Origin of the sequence: Pseudomonas sp. MBLB4123 (genome assembly GCF_051904775.1) — a bacterium.
GTDB classification, from domain to species: Bacteria; Pseudomonadota; Gammaproteobacteria; order Pseudomonadales; family Pseudomonadaceae; genus Aquipseudomonas; species Aquipseudomonas benzenivorans_B.
Genome location: NZ_CP196711.1, coordinates 2,709,358 through 2,728,892, shown reverse-complemented (window position 1 = coordinate 2,728,892; position 19,535 = coordinate 2,709,358). Strand labels below are relative to the sequence as shown.

20 protein-coding genes and 1 pseudogene are annotated in these 19,535 nt (G+C 68.7%); 4 read left to right on the top strand and 17 right to left on the bottom strand.

The window, feature by feature from the left end; translation table 11 throughout:
- Positions 1–9: 9 nt before the first annotated feature.
- The 4 genes from ACSX1C_RS12625 to ACSX1C_RS12610 are packed head-to-tail and all read right to left on the bottom strand — an operon-like array spanning position 10 to position 3,347.
- Positions 10–759 carry a methyltransferase domain-containing protein gene (locus tag ACSX1C_RS12625; protein WP_439886406.1) on the bottom strand — a complete coding sequence of 250 codons (750 nt, stop codon included), beginning with the start codon at positions 757–759 and terminating at the stop codon, positions 10–12.
- The gene (locus tag ACSX1C_RS12620; RefSeq protein WP_439886405.1) at positions 756–1,061 is read right to left on the bottom strand and encodes a nucleotide pyrophosphohydrolase; all 306 of its coding nucleotides are present in this window, start codon (positions 1,059–1,061) and stop codon (positions 756–758) included. The genes ACSX1C_RS12625 and ACSX1C_RS12620 overlap by 4 nt, the downstream gene beginning before the upstream one ends.
- Before the next feature lie 47 nt (positions 1,062–1,108).
- The gene (locus ACSX1C_RS12615; protein ID WP_439889411.1) at positions 1,109–1,960 is read right to left on the bottom strand and encodes a MaoC family dehydratase; all 852 of its coding nucleotides are present in this window, start codon (positions 1,958–1,960) and stop codon (positions 1,109–1,111) included.
- Between the two features lie 31 nt (positions 1,961–1,991).
- Positions 1,992–3,347, bottom strand: coding sequence for a 3-oxoacyl-ACP reductase (locus ACSX1C_RS12610; protein ID WP_439886404.1), 1,356 nt, complete (start codon positions 3,345–3,347; stop codon positions 1,992–1,994).
- Between the two features lie 92 nt (positions 3,348–3,439).
- Here ACSX1C_RS12610 and ACSX1C_RS12605 point away from each other — a divergent pair, with 92 nt between their 5' ends.
- A complete protein-coding gene (locus ACSX1C_RS12605) occupies positions 3,440–4,717 on the top strand; it encodes an acetyl-CoA C-acetyltransferase (RefSeq protein WP_439886403.1) in 1,278 nt (425 codons plus the stop codon).
- A 108-nt stretch (positions 4,718–4,825) separates the two neighbouring features.
- Here the strand turns inward: ACSX1C_RS12605 and ACSX1C_RS12600 are convergent, their stop codons facing one another.
- Positions 4,826–5,842, bottom strand: coding sequence for an ABC transporter substrate-binding protein (locus ACSX1C_RS12600; protein WP_439886402.1), 1,017 nt, complete (start codon positions 5,840–5,842; stop codon positions 4,826–4,828).
- Between the two features lie 218 nt (positions 5,843–6,060).
- Complete coding sequence (locus tag ACSX1C_RS12595) at positions 6,061–7,104, bottom strand: LLM class flavin-dependent oxidoreductase (RefSeq protein WP_439886401.1); 1,044 nt, start codon at positions 7,102–7,104, stop codon at positions 6,061–6,063.
- A 211-nt stretch (positions 7,105–7,315) separates the two neighbouring features.
- On the opposite strand from ACSX1C_RS12595, the pseudogene ACSX1C_RS12590 reads away from it, so the two are divergent.
- Both ACSX1C_RS12590 and ACSX1C_RS12585 read left to right on the top strand, forming a co-directional pair.
- Positions 7,316–8,407 (top strand): annotated as a pseudogene (locus ACSX1C_RS12590) (HAMP domain-containing protein); the annotation flags it as partial.
- 87 nt (positions 8,408–8,494) lie between these two features.
- The gene (locus ACSX1C_RS12585) at positions 8,495–9,262 is read left to right on the top strand and encodes a methyl-accepting chemotaxis protein (protein WP_369960380.1); all 768 of its coding nucleotides are present in this window, start codon (positions 8,495–8,497) and stop codon (positions 9,260–9,262) included.
- A gap of 95 nt (positions 9,263–9,357) precedes the next feature.
- Here ACSX1C_RS12585 and ACSX1C_RS12580 read toward each other — a convergent pair whose 3' ends face one another.
- Both ACSX1C_RS12580 and ribBA read right to left on the bottom strand, forming a co-directional pair.
- Positions 9,358–9,843: a flavin reductase family protein gene (locus tag ACSX1C_RS12580; protein ID WP_439886400.1), complete on the bottom strand. Its 486-nt coding sequence runs from the start codon at positions 9,841–9,843 to the stop codon at positions 9,358–9,360.
- Positions 9,844–10,069: 226 nt separating this feature from the next.
- The gene (ribBA, locus tag ACSX1C_RS12575) at positions 10,070–11,179 is read right to left on the bottom strand and encodes a bifunctional 3,4-dihydroxy-2-butanone-4-phosphate synthase/GTP cyclohydrolase II (protein ID WP_369960024.1); all 1,110 of its coding nucleotides are present in this window, start codon (positions 11,177–11,179) and stop codon (positions 10,070–10,072) included.
- 91 nt (positions 11,180–11,270) lie between these two features.
- Here ribBA and ACSX1C_RS12570 point away from each other — a divergent pair, with 91 nt between their 5' ends.
- Positions 11,271–11,564: a DUF1330 domain-containing protein gene (locus ACSX1C_RS12570; RefSeq protein WP_318644935.1), complete on the top strand. Its 294-nt coding sequence runs from the start codon at positions 11,271–11,273 to the stop codon at positions 11,562–11,564.
- A gap of 34 nt (positions 11,565–11,598) precedes the next feature.
- On the opposite strand, the gene ACSX1C_RS12565 is transcribed toward ACSX1C_RS12570, so the two are convergent.
- The 9 genes from ACSX1C_RS12565 to ACSX1C_RS12525 all read right to left on the bottom strand — a co-directional run bounded on the left by ACSX1C_RS12565 (position 11,599) and on the right by ACSX1C_RS12525 (position 19,484).
- A complete protein-coding gene (locus tag ACSX1C_RS12565; RefSeq protein ID WP_318644936.1) occupies positions 11,599–12,162 on the bottom strand; it encodes an NUDIX hydrolase in 564 nt (187 codons plus the stop codon).
- A 4-nt stretch (positions 12,163–12,166) separates the two neighbouring features.
- Positions 12,167–12,919, bottom strand: a complete 753-nt coding sequence (locus tag ACSX1C_RS12560) for a GntR family transcriptional regulator (RefSeq protein ID WP_318644937.1) — start codon at positions 12,917–12,919, stop codon at positions 12,167–12,169.
- A gap of 92 nt (positions 12,920–13,011) precedes the next feature.
- Positions 13,012–13,401, bottom strand: a complete 390-nt coding sequence (locus ACSX1C_RS12555) for a carboxymuconolactone decarboxylase family protein (RefSeq protein WP_318644938.1) — start codon at positions 13,399–13,401, stop codon at positions 13,012–13,014.
- A 25-nt stretch (positions 13,402–13,426) separates the two neighbouring features.
- Positions 13,427–14,878, bottom strand: coding sequence for an NAD-dependent succinate-semialdehyde dehydrogenase (locus tag ACSX1C_RS12550; RefSeq protein ID WP_439886399.1), 1,452 nt, complete (start codon positions 14,876–14,878; stop codon positions 13,427–13,429).
- Positions 14,879–14,953: 75 nt separating this feature from the next.
- Positions 14,954–15,439: a flavin reductase family protein gene (locus ACSX1C_RS12545; protein ID WP_439886398.1), complete on the bottom strand. Its 486-nt coding sequence runs from the start codon at positions 15,437–15,439 to the stop codon at positions 14,954–14,956.
- A gap of 32 nt (positions 15,440–15,471) precedes the next feature.
- Positions 15,472–16,953, bottom strand: a complete 1,482-nt coding sequence (locus ACSX1C_RS12540; protein WP_439886397.1) for an aldehyde dehydrogenase — start codon at positions 16,951–16,953, stop codon at positions 15,472–15,474.
- Entirely contained in the window at positions 16,950–17,783 is an 834-nt protein-coding gene (locus ACSX1C_RS12535; RefSeq protein ID WP_439886396.1) for an alpha/beta fold hydrolase, read from the bottom strand. Before ACSX1C_RS12535 ends, ACSX1C_RS12540 begins: the two co-directional genes overlap by 4 nt.
- A gap of 24 nt (positions 17,784–17,807) precedes the next feature.
- Complete coding sequence (locus ACSX1C_RS12530) at positions 17,808–18,407, bottom strand: amino acid synthesis family protein (protein ID WP_369960012.1); 600 nt, start codon at positions 18,405–18,407, stop codon at positions 17,808–17,810.
- 192 nt (positions 18,408–18,599) lie between these two features.
- Positions 18,600–19,484 carry a LysR family transcriptional regulator gene (locus ACSX1C_RS12525; protein ID WP_439886395.1) on the bottom strand — a complete coding sequence of 295 codons (885 nt, stop codon included), beginning with the start codon at positions 19,482–19,484 and terminating at the stop codon, positions 18,600–18,602.
- Between the last annotated feature and the right edge of the window lie 51 nt (positions 19,485–19,535).

The window sequence follows — 19,535 nt, the reverse complement described above, 5'->3', positions numbered from 1 at the left end:
GTCCCTCCCTCAGCGCGGGCGGCAGACCCAGTGCAGGTAGCGGCCCAGGCCGGCGAAGCTGGGGTGGCGGCGGTAGGCCAACTCCATCTCCAGCAGGTCGATCGGCTCGGCCTTGGCCTGGAATTCCGGGGCCATGTAGTCGTGGAAGACCCGCACGCCACTCTGACTTTCGACCCGCCAGAGTGCGTCGAGTTGCGTCGCCAGCTCCCGCGGGTCCAGGGGGCGTTGCGGCGTCAGGCTGCGCTTCTCGCCGGCGAACTCGGCCTTGCGCAGCTTGCGGAAGTGGCCCTTGAGCAGGTTGCGGTAGATCAGCGCGTCCTTGTTGTAGAACGCCAGCGACAGCCAGCCGTCCGGCGCGGTGAGCTGGTGCAGCACCGGCAGGATGGCGGCGGGCTCGGCCAGCCATTCCAGCACCGCATGGCAGACCACCAGGTCGTAGGGCTGGTGGAGCTGGCCGAGCAGCTCCTGCCAGGGCGCCTGGATGAAGGTGGCCGGCTGGCCGGCGCCGGCGAAGCGCGCGCGGGCCCCTTCGAGCATCGGCGCGGCCGGCTCGGCCAGGGTCACCAGGTGACCGCGGCCGGCCAGCCACAGCGCCATGTGGCCGAGGCCGGCGCCGATATCCAGCACGCGCAACGGGCGGTCCGGCAGGGCCTCGGCCAGGTCGGCCTGGAGCACCGCCAGGCGGATCGCGCCCTTGGCGCCGCCGTAGATCTTCTCGGCGAAGCGCGTGGCCAGCTCGTCGAAGTGGCGGTCCTTCATGGGGCGAAGCGTCGTTCGCTGTCGGCCAGCTTGGCGCGCACCGCCTGCTCCAGGTCGATGCCCAGCTCGCTGCACAGCAAGAGCAGATAGAGGACGATGTCGCCGACCTCCTGGCCGGCGTGCGCCAGTTGCGCCGGGGCGAGCTGGCGCGACTGCGCCTCGTTGAGCCACTGGAAGATCTCCACCAGCTCGGCCATCTCCACGCTGGCGGCCATGGCCAGGTTCTTCGGGCTGTGGAATTGCCGCCAGTCGTTGCGGTCGCGGATGGCGTGCAGGCGGGCGGTGAGTTCGGCGAGGTCCATGGGGCTCCGGCGGTGACGGTCGGCTGGAGGCGCATTGTTTCACGGGGTCAGAGCGCCCGCCAGCGCCCGGCCAGGTGCGGCAGGTCGTTCTCGCCGAGCAGGCGCAGCTGGCCCTGGGCTGCCGGCGCGCTGGCCATCAGGCGCAGCTCGGCGGGCAGCAGCACCGGTTTCTGGAAACGCACCTCGACCTCGTAGCCGGCAGTTGGCAGGTGTTCGCTCAGGGCCGCCAGGCAGCGCGCCTTGTTCCACAGGCCGTGGGCGATGGCGCGGGGGAAGCCGAACAGCCGGGCGCTGAGGGCGCTCAGGTGGATCGGGTTGCAGTCGCCGGCGATGCGCGCATAGCGCCGGCCGATGTCGGCGGGCGCCTGCCAGCGGGACAACTCCGCCAGCGCCTGCTCGGGGGGCGTGTCGTGGTCCGGGGGGTGACCCTCGAGCCTGAGGCCGCGGCAGAGGATGCGGCTGTCGCCTTCCCAGAGCAGGCCGAGCTGGTCCTGCAGGCGGGTGACCAGGCTGAACTGAGCGCCCTTGTCATGGGGGCGCAGGTCGGCCGTGTGCACGCTGACGGTGAAGGGGCCCAGGCCACCGAGCTGGCGCAGCACGCGAATGCGGTTCTCCAGGTGCACCAGGCCGAGCAGCGGAAAGGGGAAGGACGGATGGGCGAGCAGCTTCAGCTGCAGGGCGAATGCCAGCACGTGGGGGTAGGTGGGCGGCAGCCGGGCGTCGTCTTGGCAGGCGCAGATAGCGCGATAGCGCGCCAGGTGAGCGGGGTCGACGCTGACCGGGCAGCGCAGGCCCAGTTCGGGCAGGCTGCGGCCACGGATGCCGCGTCGCAGCAGCGCGCGGGCATACAGACCGGGCAGCGCCGGTGGTTCGGCAAGCTCATGCCAGTCGATGACCATGGCGCTGTCCTCGGTTAGATGGGGCATAGGTTCAGGCGCCGAGTAGGCTCTGCCCGCAGACCCGCAACACCTGGCCGCTGACGGCGCCGGAGCCCGGCTGGGCGAGCCAGGCCACCGTCTCGGCGACGTCCTGGGGCAGGCCGCCCTGGCCCAGGGCGTTCATCCGCCTGCCGGCCTCGCGCAAAGCCAGGGGCATGGCGGCGGTCATCCGGGTCTCGATAAAACCCGGCGCCACCGCGTTGATGCTGATGCCGCGCCCGGCCAACGTTGGCGCCCAGGCCTGGGCCAGGCCGATCAAGCCGGCCTTGCTGGTGGCGTAGTTGCTCTGTCCAGGGTTGCCGGCGATGCCGCTGATCGAGGCGATCAGCACCACGCGCCCCTGCTCGCGCAGCTTGCCCGCCTGCAGCAGCGCCTGGGTCAGCAGGTGCGGGGCCTGCAGGTTGACCTCGATGACCGCCTCCCACTGCGCCTCGTTCATTTTCGCCAGGGTCTTGTCGCGGGTGATGCCGGCGTTGTGCACCAGGATGTCGATGCCCTCGGGCAGGGCCTCGACCAGCCTGGCGGGGGCATCCTCGCTGCAGATGTCCAGGGTCAGGGCGCTGCCGCCGAAGCGCGCGGCCAGGGCGGCGAGGGCGTCTGCGGCGGCCGGCACGTCCAGCAGCACCACCTCGGCGCCGTCGCGCGCCAGGGTCTCGGCGATGGCGGCGCCGATGCCCCGCGAGGCGCCGGTGACCAGGGCCGTTTTGCCGGCCAGGGGGCGGGTCCAGTCCTTGACCTGCGCGGCGCAGGGGGCGAGGCGCAGCACCTGGCCGCTGACGTAGGCGCTCTTCGGCGAGAGAAAGAAGCGCAGTGCGCCTTCCAGCCGGGGTTCGGCGCCTTCGCCGACATACAGCAGCTGCACGCAGCCGCCCCGGCGCACCTCCTTGCCCAGGGAGCGGGTAAAACCTTCCAGGGCGCGCTGCACACTGGCGGCCTGCGGGTCGTCCAGGGACTCTGGTGCGCGACCGAGCACCAGCAGTCGCGGGCAGGGGGCGAGGTGCTTGAGTTCCGGCTGAAAGAACGTGCGCAGCTCGCCCAGCTGCTCGAAACGGCTCAGGCCACTGGCATCGAACACCAGGGCCTTGAGCCGGGCGTCGTCCGTCCGTCTCCAGCAGGGCAGGCCGAAACGCTCCGGGCGGTCGGCGTAGAGTTCGCCGCTGAGCTTGTGGGCGAAGCCCGGTAGCGACTCGAGCAGGGCGCCATCGCCGCCGAGCAGCAGGGCGCCGTCCAGGGTCCGGCTGCGCCCAGGCAGCCAGCGTTCCAGGCGCACCGGCGTCGGCAGGCCGAGGGTGCGCAGCAGTCGGCGACCGGCGGCGGAGTTGGCGAAGGCGAGGTAGCGGTCGGACATGGGGGCTCCTGATGGGCGAGTCGCCCGGTGCACTAGTGCAACCATAGGCTAGCCTGAGCCTCATTCCAGCCTTGAATCGCCAGGAGTCGAGCATGATGGAGCCACGCCGCGTCGCCATAGTCGGCGGCAACCGCATTCCCTTCGCCCGCGCCAACGGCGCCTACGCCACGGCGAGCAACCAGGAGATGCTCACCAGCGCCCTGGAGGGCCTGGTGGAGCGTTTCAACCTGCACGGCGAACGCCTGGGTGAGGTGGTGGCCGGTGCCGTGCTCAAGCATTCGCGCGACTTCAACCTGACCCGTGAATGCGTGCTGGGCTCGCGCCTGGCCGCCGAGACGCCGGCCTACGATCTGCAGCAGGCCTGCGGCACCGGCCTGGAGGCCGCACTGCTGGTGGCCAACAAGATCGCCCTCGGGCAGATCGACTGCGGTATAGCCGGCGGCGTCGACACGACCTCGGACGCGCCCATCGCGGTCGGCGAGGGGCTGCGCAAGATCCTCCTGGAGAGCAATCGCGGCAAAACCACCGGCGCCAAGCTCAAGAGCCTGCTCAAGCTGCGCCCGCGGCACCTGGCGCCGTCGCTGCCGCGCAACAGCGAGCCACGCACCGGCCTGTCGATGGGCGAGCACTGCGAACTGATGGCGCAGACCTGGGCCATCCCCCGCGACGCGCAGGATCAGCTGGCCATCGCCAGTCACCGCAATCTGGCCGCCGCCTATGCCGAGGGTTGGCAGGACGACCTGCTCACGCCGTTCAACGGCCTGACCCGCGACCAGAACCTGCGCCCGGACATCGACATCGACACGCTCGCCAGCCTCAGACCGGTGTTCGAACGGGGCGCCCGGGGCACCCTGACCGCGGCCAACTCGACCCCGCTGACCGATGGCGCCGCGCTGGTGTTGCTGGCCAGCGAGGACTGGGCCAAGGCCCGCGGCCTGCCGGTGCTGGCCTACTTCAGGGACGGCGAGGCGGCCGCGGTGGATTTCGTCGAGGGCGCCGAGGGGCTGCTGATGGCGCCGGTCTACGGGGTGCCGCGGCTGCTGGCGCGCAACGGCCTGAGCTTGCAGGACTTCGACTACTACGAGATTCACGAGGCCTTCGCCGCCCAGGTGTTGTGCACCCTCAGGGCCTGGGAAGACGCCGACTACTGCCGGAGCCGCCTGGGCCTGGCGCAGCCCCTGGGGGCGATCGAACGCAGCAAGATAAACGTCAAGGGCAGCTCCCTGGCCGCCGGCCACCCGTTCGCCGCCACCGGCGGGCGTATCGTCGCCAACCTGGCCAAGCTGCTGGCGGTGGCAGGGCAGGGTCGCGGGTTGATCTCGATCTGCGCGGCAGGCGGCCAGGGTGTGGCCGCGATCCTGGAAAGGTAAGCCAACGACCGTGGCCGCCCGTCATCGCGGCCACGGGATGTACGCAACTTCATGCTTGAGGGCGGCCCCGCCAGTCGGGTGCCGCTTTTTTGCGCCGGGTTCTTTGCCCTACTGCTGCTGCCATTCGTACCAGCGCTGGGCGATGGCCTCGCCGTGCTTGCTCCAGTATTTGAAGTCCAGGGTCACCTGGCTGTCGCCGTGGGCGCTGGGCAGGCTGTCGGCCAGCACCTTGGGTACCCGGCTGGTACTGTCCAGGTTGACCGGCGCATAGCCGCTGAGCATGGCGAAGTCCGCCTGGGCCTGGGGGCTGCTGGCGAAGCCGAGGAAGCGCTTGGCCGCCTCGGCGTTCTTGGCGCCGCGGGGGATCACCAGGAAATCGCCGCTGACCAGGTTCTGCTGCCAGCCGATGCCGATCGCCGTGCTGCTCTGCTGCAGGGCGTTGATCCGGCCGTTCCAGAACATGCCCAGGCTGGCCTCGCCGGAGGTCAACAGACGCTGGGACTCCTCGCCGCTGTCCCACCAGAGGATATCGGCCTTGATGCGCTCGAGCTTGGCGAAGGCGCGATCCAGGTCCAGCGGGTAGAGGCGTTCGGCGGCGACGCCGTCGGCCAGCAGCGCCATCTCCAGCACGCCCGGGCTCGGCCACTTGTACAGCGCGCGTTTGCCGGGGAAGTTGGCCGTGTCGAACAGCGCGGCCCAGCCTTGTGGCGCCGCCGCCAGGCGCTCGCTGTTATAGCCGAGGACGAAGGAGAAGTAGAAGGAGCCCACGGCGTACAGGGTGACGAAGCGCGGGTCGATCTGCGGCTGGGCGATCTGCTTGAAGTCCATGGGTTCGAGCAGGCCTTCGCGGCCGGCGCGCAGGGCGAAGTCGGGTTCGACGTCGACCACGTCCCAGGTCACCTCGCCGCTCTCGACCATGGCCTTGAAGGCGGCGTAGTCGGTGGGCCCGGCCTGCTTCACGGCGATGCCGGTGGCCCGGCTGAAGGGCTCGGCCCAGGCCTTCTGCTGGGCCGCCTGGGTCGAGCCGCCCCAGCTGACGAAGGTCAGGCTCTCCTGGGCCTGCGCGGCGTGCGCGCCCATGCATAAAGCGCCCAACAGGACGATAACCGGCCTTGCCAACCCCATAACCCAACTCCCTCGCTCATGCTGTGCAGCCATCCTGGGATGGTGCGCGTTGTAATTATGGGATTCGGTATACCGGTATGCCGGTCTCCGTGCCTAGACCGAGCGCACATTTATGCGATCTGGTTATTAGCATCCTGTCGCGGGTGCGCATCCCCGCGGCCGAACGAAAAAAGCCGGATCAGCGCTGATCCGGCTGTTCTGTGCTGCTCAGCTGGGGCTCAGCGGAAGGCCGGAACCACGTGCTGGATGAACAGCGCCAGGGACTTCTTCTTTTCCTCGTGGGACAGGCCGTTGTCGGCCCAGAAGCTGAACTCGTCGACGCCCAGTTCCTGGTAGTGGCGGATGCGCGCGATGATTTCTTCCGGGGTGCCGATCATGGTGTTCTTGTGGATGTTCTCCAGTTCGAACTCCGGGCGCTCCTTGAACTTCTCCTCTGGGCTCGGCGCCAGCAGGCCGTTGACCGGGGTCTGCTTGTTGCCGAACCAGGCGTCGAAGGTGCGGTAGAAGCGCGAGATGGCCTGGGCGCCGACCTTCCAGCCTTCGCTGTCTTCTGGGCTGTGCACGTGGGTATGGCGCAGCACCATCAGTTGCGGGCGCGGCACCTCCGGGTTGTTGGCCAGGGCGGTTTCGAACTTGTTCATCAGGTCGACCACTTCCTCGTCGCCCTTCATCAGCGGGGTGACCATCACGTTGCAGCCGTGCTTCACCGCGAAGTTGTGCGAGTCGGGGTCGCGGGCGGCGATCCACACGGGCGGGCCGGGCTGCTGCACCGGCTTGGGCGAGGAGGTGGCGGTGGGGAACTTCCACAGCTCGCCGTCGTGGGCGTAGTCGCCCTGCCACAGCGCCTTGACCACCGGGACCATCTCGCGCAGGTGCTGACCGCCGGAGGAGGCCGGCATGCCGCCGGCCATGCGGTCGAATTCGTACTGGTAGGCGCCGCGGGCCAGGCCCACCTCCATGCGCCCGTTGCTGATCACGTCGAGCAGGGCGCATTCGCCGGCGACGCGGATGGGGTGCCAGAACGGCGCGATGATGGTGCCGGCGCCGAGGCGGATGGTCGTGGTCTTGCCCGCCAGGTAGGACAGCAGCGGCATGGGGCTCGGCGAGATGGTGTATTCCATCGCGTGGTGTTCGCCGATCCAGACGGTGCTGAAGCCGCCGGCCTCGGCCATCAGGGTCAGTTCGGTGAGATTCTCGAACAGTTGACGATGGCTGATCTGCTCGTCGTAGCGCTCCATGTGCACGAACAAAGAAAACTTCATGACGCTTACCTCGAACCTGGGTGTAGTCGGCCTCGACACGGGGTTGGCCGCGGGGGTTAAGAGCGCTGCGCGCTGCATCGATGTGAGTCTGCGGCGATGGCTGATGTCCCAGCACAAGACGCCGCCTCTCGCGTATTATTGGTATACCATAATACGGAATGTCCGCAAAATCTTTCTGCCCACCGGATAGCCCTCAGAACAAGGATAGAGGATGAATATCAAGCAAAAACTCACCCTGGCCTTCGCGGTCATCGCCTGCGTACCGCTCGTCCTGGTCGCCGTGTTGATCGTGCTCAACCTGCGCAGCGAGGCGCGTACGGGCTTTCTCGACAGCAGCGGCCGGGAGATTCGCCAGGTCGACAACGCCATGCAGCTGTTCTTCCAGGGCATCAGCCAGAACGTCGAGTTTCTCGCCGATCACCCGCGGCTCGCGGCCATCGACGGCGGGCTGAAGCGCTATGTCGCGGCGGATGCCGCCGCCACGCCCATGGGCGCGCAGGACCGGCGCCTGTTCGAGCTGTTCGCCGGCCTGGCCGCCAGCCATCCGGCCTATGCCTACCTGTCGCTGGGCACCCAGGAGGGCGGTTACGTGTTCTGGCCCGGCGACCCCCAGCTCAGCAGCTACGACCCGCGCAGCCGACCCTGGTACCGGCGGGCCATGGCCCAGCCCGGCCAGACCCAGCGCACCGAGGCCTACTACTGGGCCGACGACGACGTGGTGCTGGTCAGCACCGTGCGCAGCTTCGCCAATCGCCTGGGCAACCCGGGCGGGGTGGTGAACATCGACGTGTCGCTGCAGCAGCTGACCGACATCGTCAAGCAAATCAAGCTGGGCGACAGCGGCTACCTGATGCTCATGGAGCACGACGGCACGGTGCTGGTCGACCCCAGCGAGCCGGCGCACAACTTCAAGCAGTTGAGCGAACTGGGCGAGGCCTATGCCCGGCTCGGCAGTGCCGACCGGGGCCTGGTGGAGGTCGAGCTGGACGGCGAGCGCTACATGGCCCATGTCTGGCCCTCCGCACAGCTGGGCTGGCGCTTCGTCGGCCTGGTGCGCGAGAGCGAGGTGATGAGCGGCGCGACCCGCCTGACCTGGGGCATCGCCCTGATCGCGGTGCTGCTGGCGCTGCTGTTCGCCGGCGTCGGTGCCTGGTTCGCCGGCCTGCTGGTGCGGCCGATCCGCGCGGTGACCGGCGGCCTGGAGAGCATCGCCCTGGGCGAGGGCGACCTGACCGGCAGCCTGACGGTGCGCGGCCGCGACGAAACCGCGCAACTGGCCGGCTGGTTCAACCAGTTTCTCGGCGCCATCCGCCAGCTGATCCAGCGCATCGGCCAGGCGGCGGTGCAGATCCACCGCGCCTCCGGCAGCTCCAGCAGCCTGGCCGCGGAGATGGCCGAGGCCGCCGGGCGCCAGCGCGAGGCGGTGGACATGGTCTCCACCGCCTTCCACGAGATGGTCATGACCGCCAACGAGGTGGCGCGCTCCTGCAGCCAGGCCGCCGAGTCCGCCGAGAACGGCCAGCGCCAGGCCCACGACGGCCAGCGCCAGATCGATGCGGCGGTCGGCAGCGTCAACCGGCTCAGTCGGGAGATCGAGCAGTCCGCCGACGCCATGCTGCAGCTGGAGCAGGACAGCAGCGACATCCAGTCGATTCTCGGCACCATCCGCTCGATCGCCGAACAGACCAACCTGCTGGCCCTCAACGCGGCTATCGAGGCGGCCCGGGCCGGTGAACAGGGGCGCGGCTTCGCGGTGGTCGCCGACGAGGTGCGCGCCCTGGCCAAGCGCACTGCCGATACCACCGGCGAGATCGACGACCTGCTCGGCAAGCTGGCCCAGCGCACCCAGCAGATGGGCGTGCAGATGCGCGGCAGCCTGACGGTGTCCCAGCAGAGCGTCGGCTCGATCAACGCGGCGAGCGCCAGTTTCGAGCAGATCCGCGAATCGGTGGACGTGATTCGCGACATGAACAGCCAGATCGCCACCGCCGCCGAGGAGCAGCATCAGGTGGCCGAGGACATCAACCGGCACATCAGCCAGATCCACGGCGATGCGCAGCTGGTGGCCGAGCTGGCCGGCTCCACCCGCGATGACGCGCAGCGGCTCACCGGTCTGTCCGACGAGCTCAACGCCCTGGTCCAGCGCTTTCGCACTTGAACGGGGGCTCCCCGTTCCCGGCATGGGTGCCGGGAACGGGCGACCGGAGGATGGCTGAGGTTGTCGTGGCGGCGACCGGAGGGCGTAGCGGGGCGTCAGGCGAAGGCTTGCAGGGCGCCCATCTTGCCGCGGCAGTAGACCATCGGGATCACCTCCTGCTGCGGCACTATGAGGTTCTTCACCGCGCCGACCAGGATGGCGTGGTCGCCGCCCTCGTATTCGCGCCACAGCTCGCACTCGATGATCGCCGTGGCCTTGCTCAGGATGGGGTTGCCCAGCTCGCTGAGGGTCCACTCGATGCCCTGGGCCTTGTCGCTGCCCTTGCGGGCGAAGGCATAGGCTTCGCCCTGCTGCTCGGCCGACAGCAGGTGGATGGCGAAGCGCTTGCGCTTGATCAGTGCTGGGTAGGAGTCGGAGCTGTAGTTGGGGCAGAACAGCACCAGGGCCGGGTCCATGGACAGGGAGCTGAAGGCGCTGGCGGTCATGCCGACCAGCCCGCCGTTATCGTCCAGGGTGGTGATCACGGTGACGCCAGAGGGGAAGGAACCCATGACTTGTTTGTAGGTGCTTGCATCGATCATCTGGGAGACCTCCGGAGACATGCTGCACCCGGCAGCGCAGGGGAAGGAGTCGGGGGTCGCCACCAGGCGGGTGGCGCGTTGTGTCTGATGGTATACCGTAATATTGACTATGCAAGCGCTTTAATCGCCATGGCGGCGATCCGCCGACAGGCGTAGCGGCCACCCTGTCCTGGCGTGCGCGCTGTCGGCCGGCGGGCGGCCCATGCCGAGGGCCGCCTGGCGGCGCTTAGGCGCCGAAGGTCAGGGTTTCCACCACTTCCAGGTCGTAGCCGGTGAGGCCGGCGTACTTCAGCGGGGCGCCGAGGTGGCGCAGCTTGCCGACGCCGATGTCCTGGAGGATCTGCGCGCCGGTGCCGACCTCGGAGTAGATGCGCGACTGCGAGCGGTTGAACTGCTGGCGCGGCTGGGTCAGTTGCGGCACCCGCTCCAGCAGGGCTTGGGACGACTCGTTGTTGGCCAGCACCACCACCACGCCGCGGCCTTCCTCGGCGACCTTCTGCAGCGCCGCCCACAGCGTCCAGTTCTGCGGTCCGGTGTATTCGGCGCCGACCAGGTCGCGCAGCGGGTCGATCACGTGCACCCGCACCAGGGTGGGGACGTCGCGTTCGATCTCGCCCATGACCATGGCCATGTGCACGCCGCCTTCGATGCGGTCCTCGTAGGTGATCAGGCGGAAGTCGCCGTGCACCGTGGGCAGCTCGCGCTCGCCGATGCGGGTCACGGTGTGCTCGGTGCTCAGGCGGTAGTGGATCAGGTCGGCGATGGTGCCGATCTTGATGCCGTGCTGGGCGGCGAATCTTTCCAGGTCGGGGCGGCGGGCCATGCTGCCGTCCTCGTTCATCACCTCGACTATGACCGACGCCGGGCTGAAGCCGGCCAGGCGCGCCAGGTCGCAGCCGGCCTCGGTATGCCCGGCGCGGTTGAGCACGCCGCCGTCGCGGGCGCGCAACGGGAAGATGTGCCCGGGCTGCACCAGGTCTTCGGCCTTGGCGTCCGGCGCCACGGCGGCCAGCACGGTGCGGGCGCGGTCGGCGGCGGAGATGCCGGTGGTCACCCCGCTGGCGGCCTCGATGGAGATGGTGAAGGCGGTGGAGAAGGCGCTGCCGTTGCTCGGCACCATCTGCTCCAGGCCCAGGCGCTGGCAGTGCGCGTCGGTCAGGGTCAGGCAGATCAGGCCGCGGGCCTCGCGGGCCATGAAGTTGATCGCCGCCGGCGTGCAGCGTTCCGCCGCCAGCAGCAGGTCGCCCTCGTTCTCGCGGTCTTCGTCGTCGACCAGCAGGACCATCTTGCCCTGGCGGTAGTCCTCGATGATTTCTTCGATGCTGTTGAATGCCATGCCAGTGCTCTCGGGGTTGCGATGGATGAGGATGTGCGGCAGGCTTTATGGTATACCATAATACACACAAGTGACGAATAGCGGAGGCAGGATGAAGGCTTACTGGATCGCCCATGTCGAGGTGACGGACCCCGAGCAGTACGGCGAATACACCCGGCGCGCGCCGGCGGCGTTCGCCAAGTACGGCGGCACCTTTCTCGCCCGCGGCGGCCGCGCCCAGGCGCTGGAGGGGCGGGCGACGCCGCCGCGCAACGTGGTCATCGAGTTCGACTCCTACGAGCAGGCGTTGGCCTGCTACAACTCGGCGGAGTACCAGGAGGCCTGCGGCCACCGCCAGGGTGCGGCGGTCGCCGAGGTGATCATAGTCGAAGGCTGCGCGCCCTGAGGGCGCTGGGTCCGGCCCGCGAGGGCCGGCGGCCTCAGCGGATAAAGTGCACCTTGCCGCTGTCGTCGTTGCCGATGTAGATGCCATAGACCCCGGCCTGGCGCTCCTCGATGTAACGCTCGAGGATCTGCCGGATGGCCGGGTAGTAGATGCTCTCCCAGGGAATCTCCTCGGGGGCGAAGAAGCGGTAGTCGAGGGTCTCCGGACCGAAGCTGCCGGTCACTTCCACCACCACGGCGCGGAAGATGATGTACACCTCGCTGATCTTCGGCACGCTGAAGATCGAATAGGGCGAGACGATGTCCGCGCGCACCCCGGTCTCCTCCCACACCTCGCGCAGGGCCGCCTGCTCGGTGGTCTCGCCACCTTCCATGAAGCCCGCCGGCAGGGTCCAGGTGCCGGGGCGCGGGGCGATGGCGCGCTGGCACAGCAGGTACTTGCCGTCCTGTTCGATGATGCAGCCGGCGATGATCTTCGGGTTTTCGTAGTGGATGTAGGCGCAGTCCGCGCACATCAGCCGTTCATGGCTGTCGCCGGGCGGTACCCGGCGGCTCAGGCGGTCGGCGCCACACTGGGGGCAGAAGCGCGGGGCGGGCACGGCCTCAGCGTCCGATGCGCGGGTCTTTGAGGGCGATCGGCGTGGCAATCTCGCGGGGCGTGCCGGCGTCGTCCTGCTTGGACCTGAGGTAGTCCAGGGCCACCTTGGCGGCGGCGCGCACATGGTCCACCGAGGCCTGGTGGGCGGCCAGCGGGTCGCCGCTCTTGATCGCCGCGACGATGCGCTCCATCTCCTGGTTGCTGCTGCCGCGGCGGTTGGCCTGGGACACCGAGGTGGCGCGCAGGTAGCTGATGCGTGCCTGCAGCTGGCGCAGCTGGGTGGCGGCGATGTGGTTGCCGGAGCCTTCCAGCAGCACGTCGTAGAAGCCCTGAACCGAGTCGAGCACCTGCTGCAGCTCGCCCTCCTCGAGCACCCGGCGGTTGTCCTCCAGGGCGCGCTCCAGGGCGCGGATGTCCTTGGCCTTGGCGTTGAGGGTGAACAGCTGGACGATCAGGCCCTCGAGCACGCAGCGCAGCTCGTAGATGTCGCGGGCGTCCTCCAGGGTGATGATGGCCACCCGCGGGCCGCGGGCGTCGGCGAACTCCACCAGGCCCTCGGACTCCAGGTGGCGCAGGGCCTCGCGCACCGAGGTGCGGCTGACCCCGAGGCGGTCGCACAGGTCGCGCTCGACCAGGCGGTCGCCGGGCAGCAGCTGGAAGTTCATGATGGCGCTGCGCAGCTTGTCCAGCACGATCTCGCGCAGGGTAACGGGGTTGCGATTGACCTTGAAGCTATCGTCGAGGGGCAGGCGTTTCATGGATTCCGCTCTGGTTGAGACTGTCCGTAAAAAAGCAAAAAGCACCCAGATCCTGGATCGAGGGTGCTCGGGATGCTTCCTTCAGCCAGTTGTTACGGTTGGCTTTCGGCATCGGCCTCGGCGAAGGCTTCGCGGGCGATGCGGAAACTGTCCACGGCGGCTGGCACGCCGCAGTAAATGCCGACCTGAAGCAGGATCTCGCGAATCTGCTCACGGCTCAGGCCGTTGCGCAGGGCGCCGCGGATATGCAGCTTCAGTTCGTGCGGGCGATTGAGTGCCGAAATCATCGCCAAGTTTATCATGCTGCGTTCGGCCAGGGACAAACCCTCGCGGCCCCACACGTGGCCCCAGCAGTACTCGGTGACCAGCTCCTGCAGGGGGCGGTTGAAGTCGTCGGCGTTGTCGATCGACTTGCTGACATAGGCCTCGCCCAGCACCTGGGTGCGGATCGCCAGGCCCTTCTCGTACTTGTCGTTGCTCATGCTGCTCTCCTTCGGGGGCGGGCCGTTACAGGCCGCCCATCAGGGTGTATTTGATCTCGAGGTAGTCCTCGATGCCGTACTTGGAGCCTTCGCGGCCCAGGCCCGAGGCCTTGACGCCGCCGAAGGGCGCCACCTCGGTGGAGATCAACCCCTCGTTGATGCCGACCATGCCATATTCCAGCGCCTCGCTCATGCGCCAGGCGCGGCCCAGGTCGCGGGTGTAGCAGTAGGCCGCCAGGCCGTACTCGGTGTCGTTGGCCAGCTGCACGGCCTCGGCTTCGCTGCCGAAGCGGAACACCGCGGCCAGCGGGCCGAAGGTCTCCTCGCGGGCCACCTTCATCTCCAGGCTCAGGTCGGCCAGCACCGTGGGCTGGAAGAAGCCGTGGCCCAGGGCGTGGCGCTCGCCGCCGCAGAGCAGGCGCGCACCCTTGCCCAGGGCGTCCTGCACGTGGTCTTCGACCTTGGCCACGGCACGCTCGTTGATCAGCGGCCCCTGGGTGACGCCGGACGCGAAGCCGTCGCCGACCTTGAATTCGACCACGCGCTCGGCCAGGCGGGTCACGAACGCCTCGTAGATGCCGTCCTGCACCAGGAAGCGGTTGACGCACACGCAGGTCTGCCCGGCGTTGCGGTATTTGGCGAGCAGCGCGCCCTCGACTGCACGCTCCAGGTCGGCGTCGTCGAAGACGATGAACGGCGCGTTGCCGCCCAGCTCCAGGGAGACCTTCTTCAGGGTGTCGGCGCACTGGGCCATCAGCAGCTTGCCGATGGCCGTGGAGCCGGTGAAGGACAGCTTGCGCACCGCGGCACTGGCGGTCAGCTCGCCGCCGATGGCCACCGCGTCGCCGGTGATCACGTTGAAGATGCCGGCCGGGACGCCGGCCTGTTCGGCCAGGGCGGCCATGGCCAGGGCGGAGAAGGGCGTCTCCGGCGCCGGCTTGACGATGCACGGGCAGCCGGCGGCCAGGGCCGGGCCGGCCTTGCGGGTGATCATCGCGGCGGGGAAGTTCCACGGGGTGATGGCGGCGACCACGCCGATCGGCTCCTTGCTCACCACGATGCGCGCATCGCCCTTGTGGCTGGGGATGGTGTCGCCGTAGATGCGCTTGGCTTCCTCGGCGAACCATTCGATGAAGCTGGCGGCATACAGGATCTCGCCCCTGGCCTCGGCCAGCGGCTTGCCCTGCTCCAGGGTGAGGATCTCGGCCAGGGCGTCGGCGTGCTCCAGCATCAGCGCGTGCCAGCGTTTGAGGACGGCGCTGCGCTCCTTGGCGGTGCGCGCGCGCCAGGCCGGCCAGGCGGCGTTGGCGGCGGCGATGGCGCGCTGGGCTTCGGCGCTGCCCATGTTCGGCACCCGGCCGATCAGGGCGCCGTTGGCCGGGTTGAAGATGTCCTGGGTGGAGGCGTCCTGGGCGTCGCACCATTGGCCGTCGATATAGGCCTGCTGGCGGAACAGTTGCGCGGCTGCTGGGGTCATGTCGGCTCCGAAAATAAAAAAGGGGCCGCCACCAGGGTGAACGGCAGGCGACCCCGAAAAAGTCTGCGATCCGGCTCAGGCGATGGCGGGCAGGGCGCCGAGCTTGCCGCGGTGATAGACCATGGGCGTGACCTCGGTCTCGGGCAGGATCAGGTTCTGCACCGCGCCGACGATGATGGCGTGGTCGCCGCCGTCGTACTCGCGCCACAGCTCGCACTCGATGATCGCGGTGGCGTTGTTCAGCAGCGGGTTGCCCCGCTCGCTGAGGTGCCAGTCGATGCCCTTGGCCTTGTCCTTGCCCTTGCCGGCGAAGGCGTAGGCCTCGGCCTTCTGCTCGGCGGACAGCAGGTGGATGGCGAAGCGCTTGTTGGCGCAGAGCACCGGGTAGGAGTCCGAGGCGTAGTTGGGGCAGAACAGCACCAGCGCCGGGTCGATGGACAGGGCGCTGAAGGCGCTGGCGGTGATGCCGACGATGCCGCCGTCCTGGTCCAGGCAGGTGACCACGGTGACGCCGGAAGGGAAGGAGCCCATCACCTCTTTGTAAATGCCGGGTTCGATCATTTTCGCTCTCTCTGAATACGGTTGCGGTGCGCTCAACGCATCACGAAGGGGTCGGCCATGGGCGCCTGCGAGAGGTTGATCCACACCGTCTTCTGCTCGGTGTAGGCGAGCACCGAGTCGATGCCGCTCTCGCGACCGTAGCCGCTGTTCTTGAAGCCGCCGATCGGCGCCATGGCCGAGACCGCGCGGTAGGTGTTGACCCAGATGATGCCGGAGCGCACGTCGCGGGCCAGGCGGTGGGCGCGACTCAGGTCGCGGGTCCAGATGCCGGCGGCCAGGCCGAACTGCGAGTCGTTGGCGATGGCCAGGGCCTCGGCCTCGTCCTTGAAGCGGATCACCGAGGCGACCGGGCCGAACACCTCCTCCTGCATGATCTTCAGCGAGTTGCTGTCGCACTCGAACAGGGTCGGCTCGTAGTACCAGCCGTTGCCCTCGATCTGCGGGCGCTTGCCACCCAGGCGCAGGGTGGCGCCTTCGGCCAGGGCGTCGGCGACCAGGCCTTCGACCACCGCCAGCTGCTGCGCGGTGGCCATGGGGCCCATCTCGCTGCTGTCGTCCTGCGGGTTGCCGATGCGGATGCGCCGGGCGCGCTCGACCAGGCGCTCGACGAATTCGTCGTAGATCTCGTCCTGCACCAGCAGGCGCGAGCCGGACACGCAGCTCTGCCCGGAGGCGGCATAGATGCCGGCGACCGCGCCGTTGATGGCGCTGTCCAGGTCGGCGTCGGCGAAGATGATGTTCGGCGACTTGCCGCCCAGCTCCAGGGACAGCTTGGCAAAGTTCTCCGCGCTGCTGCGCACCACGTGGCGGGCGGTGGCGGCGCCGCCGGTGAAGGCGATCTTGCGTACCAGCGGGTGGCGGGTCAGGGCCGCGCCGGTGCTGGCGCCGTAGCCGGTGATGACGTTGACCACGCCCGGCGGAATGCCGGCTTCCAGGGCCAGGCGCGCCAGCTCCAGCAGGGTCGCCGAGGCGTGCTCGGAGGGCTTGATGACCATGGTGTTGCCGGCGGCCAGGGCCGGCGCCAGCTTGATCGCGGTCAGGTACAGCGGGCTGTTCCAGGGGATGATCGCCGCCACCACGCCGAGGGGCTCGTGCACCGTGTAGCCGAACATGTCGCTCTTATCCAGCGGCAGGGTGCCGCCTTCGAGCTTGTCGGCCAGGCCCGCGGTGTAATGGAAGAACTCCGGCAGGTAGCCGACCTGGCCGCGGGTCTCGCGGATCAGCTTGCCGTTGTCGCGGCTCTCCAGCTGGGCCAGGCGCTCCTTGTTCTCGGCGATCAGGTCGCCCAGGCGGCGCAGCAGCTTGCCCCGGGCGGTGGCCGTCAGGCCGCGCCAGGCCGCGCCGTCGAAGGCCGCTTGCGCGGCCTGCACGGCGCGCTCGACGTCGGCTTCGGCGGCGTCGGGCAGCTCGGCCCAGGGCTCGGCATGCGCCGGGTCGAGGCTGTGGAAGGTCTTGCCGGAAAGGGCATCGACCCATTGGCCGTCGATGCACATCTGAAAGCGCGTGAGTGTCATGCAACGATCCCCTCTGCTGGGTTCTCTATGGTCTGGGCACGATGGAGGAAGTCGAGCAGCAGCTGGTTGACCAGGCGCGGCGACTCTACCGGCATCATATGCCGCTGCTCGGCGAGCACCGCGACCTCTGCGCCGGGAATGCGCGCGGCCAGCTCGCGGGCCATCTGCGGAGTCGAGCCGGGGTCCAGCTCGCCGGTGGCGATCAAGGCCGGCACGCGGATGCCGTGCAGGGCATCGGCCCGGTACATGTCCTGGGTGGCGAACAGCTCGTAGGTGGTCAGGTAGCCCTGCGGATCGTTGCTGGCCAGGGTCTGGCGCAGCGCGGCGATCTGCGCCGGGTTGGCCGCCTGGTATTCGCGGCTGAACCAGCGCGCCAGGGCCGCCTCGGCGTTGGCGTTGGGGCCGTGCTCGGCGACCTGGCGGGCGCGTTCGATCACCCCGGCGCGCTGCTCCGGGCTGCGGTTGAACACGCTGTTGAGCACCACCAGGCCGCCGGTGCGCTGCGGGTGGTGCAGGGCGAAGGCCCGGGCGATCAGGCCGCCCATGGAGAAGCCGATGATGCTGGCCTGAGCCAGCTCCAGGTGGTCGAGCAGCTCGAGCAGCTGCTCGGCATAGCCGACCAGGTCCGTGCCGCTGGCCGGGCGTGGGCTGGCGCCATGGCCGAGCATGTCGTAGGCGATGACCCGGTAGTGCGGAGCCAGGCCGACGATCTGTCCGCCCCACATCTCTTTGTTCAGGCCCACGCCGTGGATCAGGACCACGGGTTGGCCTTGGCCGGTCGCCAGGTAGCTGGTGCCGGCGGGGGTGCGTTCAGCGGTGAGTAGTGTCATGGGCGCTCCTGCACTGACCGGTGATTACTGAGCCTGCTGGGCTTGCTCGGCGGCCAGTTCTTCCAGGTCGATGTAGCGGCTGCCGATGCGCGGGTGCAGGCGGCCGCCGTCGGAGGCGCCCAGGACCACGACGATCTCGTCGGCGCGCGGTGCGTCTTCGATCTGCATTTCCAGGGTGACGTAGTGCGAACGTGCGCCTTCGTCGTCCTTGTGCATCATCGGGATCTGGATCGAGGTGCCCGGGCCGCCGCGCTTGTTGGTGAAGCTCAGGTAGCTCTTGGCGTTCACGGCCTGGCGGTAGTGGTTGCCGAAGCGCAGGTTGTGGATCACCGCGGAGGCGTGCTCGATCTCGCCGTCGGCGCCGACCACGGCGGCCTTGCCGTAGGCTTCGATCTTGTCGGCGCCGCCGATGGCGGCGCTCAGGCGCTCGACCATCAGTGCGCCCAGCTCGGAGGCGTGGGGATTGAGTTCGGAGCGGATATCTTCGACGAAGCCGCGGCCGGCCCAGGGGTTCTTCATCACGACCGCCAGGCCGACCATGGTGACCGGCTTGTCGGTGGCCTTGCCACCTTCGATAAGGGTTTCTTCCACGTAGCTGACGATCTTGCGGATTTCGAAGCTCATGAGGCTCTCCTGGCTGCTGAAGGGGGAGGGGGGCATCTAAGTTGGTATCATGGTATACCATAATACGACTTGTGCAAATCCTGTTGCAGCCGAGGTGCGACAGGGGGCGCCTGTAGTGGAGGGCGAGCCTGTGGCGTCCCCGCTGGCGGCGCCTGCCGCAGTCGCAGCGAGCGCGGCGCCGGGGCGATGGCCTCAGTCGACGGGCGGCGCGGCGCCGAGGAAGTCGCCGAAGGCCTGGCCGAGGGCGCTGCTCAGTTCCCTGGGTTGGGTCACCAGGGACAGGCGGCGCCTGAGGTTCATCGGCGTCTGCAGGATGACCAGCTCCCCCGCCGCGACCTCCTCGGCGATGGCCAGCCGGGAGAGGCAGCCGACCCCGAGGCCGGCCTTGACCGACTGCTTGATCGCCTCCTGGCGGTTGAGCTCCAGGGCCAGCTTGAGCCGTGCGCCGAGCTGCTGCACCGCGGCATCGAAGATCGCCCGGGTGCCCGAGCCGGGCTCGCGCAGGACCCAGCGCTGCTCGGCGATCTGCGAGATGTCCATGCGGCCTGAGCGGGCGAGCGGGTGCTCGGGGGGGCAGAAGACTTCCAGATGATCTTCGCGCCAGGGGCGGATCTGCAGCTGCTGGTGCAGGGCCGGTCCTTCGATCAGGCCCACGTGCGCCTGGCCCCTCTCCAGCTGGGCCAGTACCTCGCTGGTGTTGGCGATGGTCAGGGCCGGCTCCACGGCGGGGTGGCGGCGGCCGAACTCGGCCAGCAGGCGCGGCAGCAGGTAGCAGGCGATGGTGACGCTGGCGGTGACCCGCAGGGTGCCGGTGAGCGCGCTCGGGTCCGGCGACCTGAGACCCTCGACCAGTTGCAGGATCTGGCAGATCTGCGGCAGCACCTGGCGGCCCGCCTGGGTGATCACCAGTTCCCGGCCGACGCGGTTGAACAGCGGGTAGCCCAGGGTGCCCTGCAGCTCCTTGAGTGCCTGGCTGGCAGCGGACTGGCTGATCGATTGGTCGGCGGCGGCCAGGGTGAGGCGCCCCAGCCGTGCGGTGGCTTCGAAGATCTTCAGCTGACGGATATTGACGTTCATGGTCTTATCGTTCGTTACTGCTTATGAGTATCTTAATTTATATCCAATATA

Bases quoted from the DNA above. Each gene is read 5' to 3' on its own strand.
- ACSX1C_RS12545 (WP_439886398.1), bottom strand. From the start codon at position 15,439: ATGATCGAACCCGGCATTTACAAAGAGGTGATGGGCTCCTTCCCTTCC.
- ACSX1C_RS12595 (WP_439886401.1), bottom strand. From the start codon at position 7,104: ATGAAGTTTTCTTTGTTCGTGCACATGGAGCGCTACGACGAGCAGATC.
- ACSX1C_RS12580 (WP_439886400.1), bottom strand. From the start codon at position 9,843: ATGATCGATGCAAGCACCTACAAACAAGTCATGGGTTCCTTCCCCTCT.
- ACSX1C_RS12600 (WP_439886402.1), bottom strand. From the start codon at position 5,842: ATGGGGTTGGCAAGGCCGGTTATCGTCCTGTTGGGCGCTTTATGCATG.
- ribBA (WP_369960024.1), bottom strand. From the start codon at position 11,179: ATGGCATTCAACAGCATCGAAGAAATCATCGAGGACTACCGCCAGGGC.
- ACSX1C_RS12555 (WP_318644938.1), bottom strand. From the start codon at position 13,401: ATGAGCAACGACAAGTACGAGAAGGGCCTGGCGATCCGCACCCAGGTG.
- ACSX1C_RS12585 (WP_369960380.1), top strand. From the start codon at position 8,495: ATGGCCGAGGCCGCCGGGCGCCAGCGCGAGGCGGTGGACATGGTCTCC.
- ACSX1C_RS12560 (WP_318644937.1), bottom strand. From the start codon at position 12,919: ATGAAACGCCTGCCCCTCGACGATAGCTTCAAGGTCAATCGCAACCCC.
- ACSX1C_RS12540 (WP_439886397.1), bottom strand. From the start codon at position 16,953: ATGACACTCACGCGCTTTCAGATGTGCATCGACGGCCAATGGGTCGAT.
- ACSX1C_RS12610 (WP_439886404.1), bottom strand. From the start codon at position 3,347: ATGTCCGACCGCTACCTCGCCTTCGCCAACTCCGCCGCCGGTCGCCGA.
- ACSX1C_RS12615 (WP_439889411.1), bottom strand. From the start codon at position 1,960: ATGGTCATCGACTGGCATGAGCTTGCCGAACCACCGGCGCTGCCCGGT.
- ACSX1C_RS12535 (WP_439886396.1), bottom strand. From the start codon at position 17,783: ATGACACTACTCACCGCTGAACGCACCCCCGCCGGCACCAGCTACCTG.
- ACSX1C_RS12605 (WP_439886403.1), top strand. From the start codon at position 3,440: ATGATGGAGCCACGCCGCGTCGCCATAGTCGGCGGCAACCGCATTCCC.
- ACSX1C_RS12625 (WP_439886406.1), bottom strand. From the start codon at position 759: ATGAAGGACCGCCACTTCGACGAGCTGGCCACGCGCTTCGCCGAGAAG.
- ACSX1C_RS12570 (WP_318644935.1), top strand. From the start codon at position 11,271: ATGAAGGCTTACTGGATCGCCCATGTCGAGGTGACGGACCCCGAGCAG.
- ACSX1C_RS12530 (WP_369960012.1), bottom strand. From the start codon at position 18,407: ATGAGCTTCGAAATCCGCAAGATCGTCAGCTACGTGGAAGAAACCCTT.
- ACSX1C_RS12525 (WP_439886395.1), bottom strand. From the start codon at position 19,484: ATGAACGTCAATATCCGTCAGCTGAAGATCTTCGAAGCCACCGCACGG.
- ACSX1C_RS12550 (WP_439886399.1), bottom strand. From the start codon at position 14,878: ATGACCCCAGCAGCCGCGCAACTGTTCCGCCAGCAGGCCTATATCGAC.
- ACSX1C_RS12620 (WP_439886405.1), bottom strand. From the start codon at position 1,061: ATGGACCTCGCCGAACTCACCGCCCGCCTGCACGCCATCCGCGACCGC.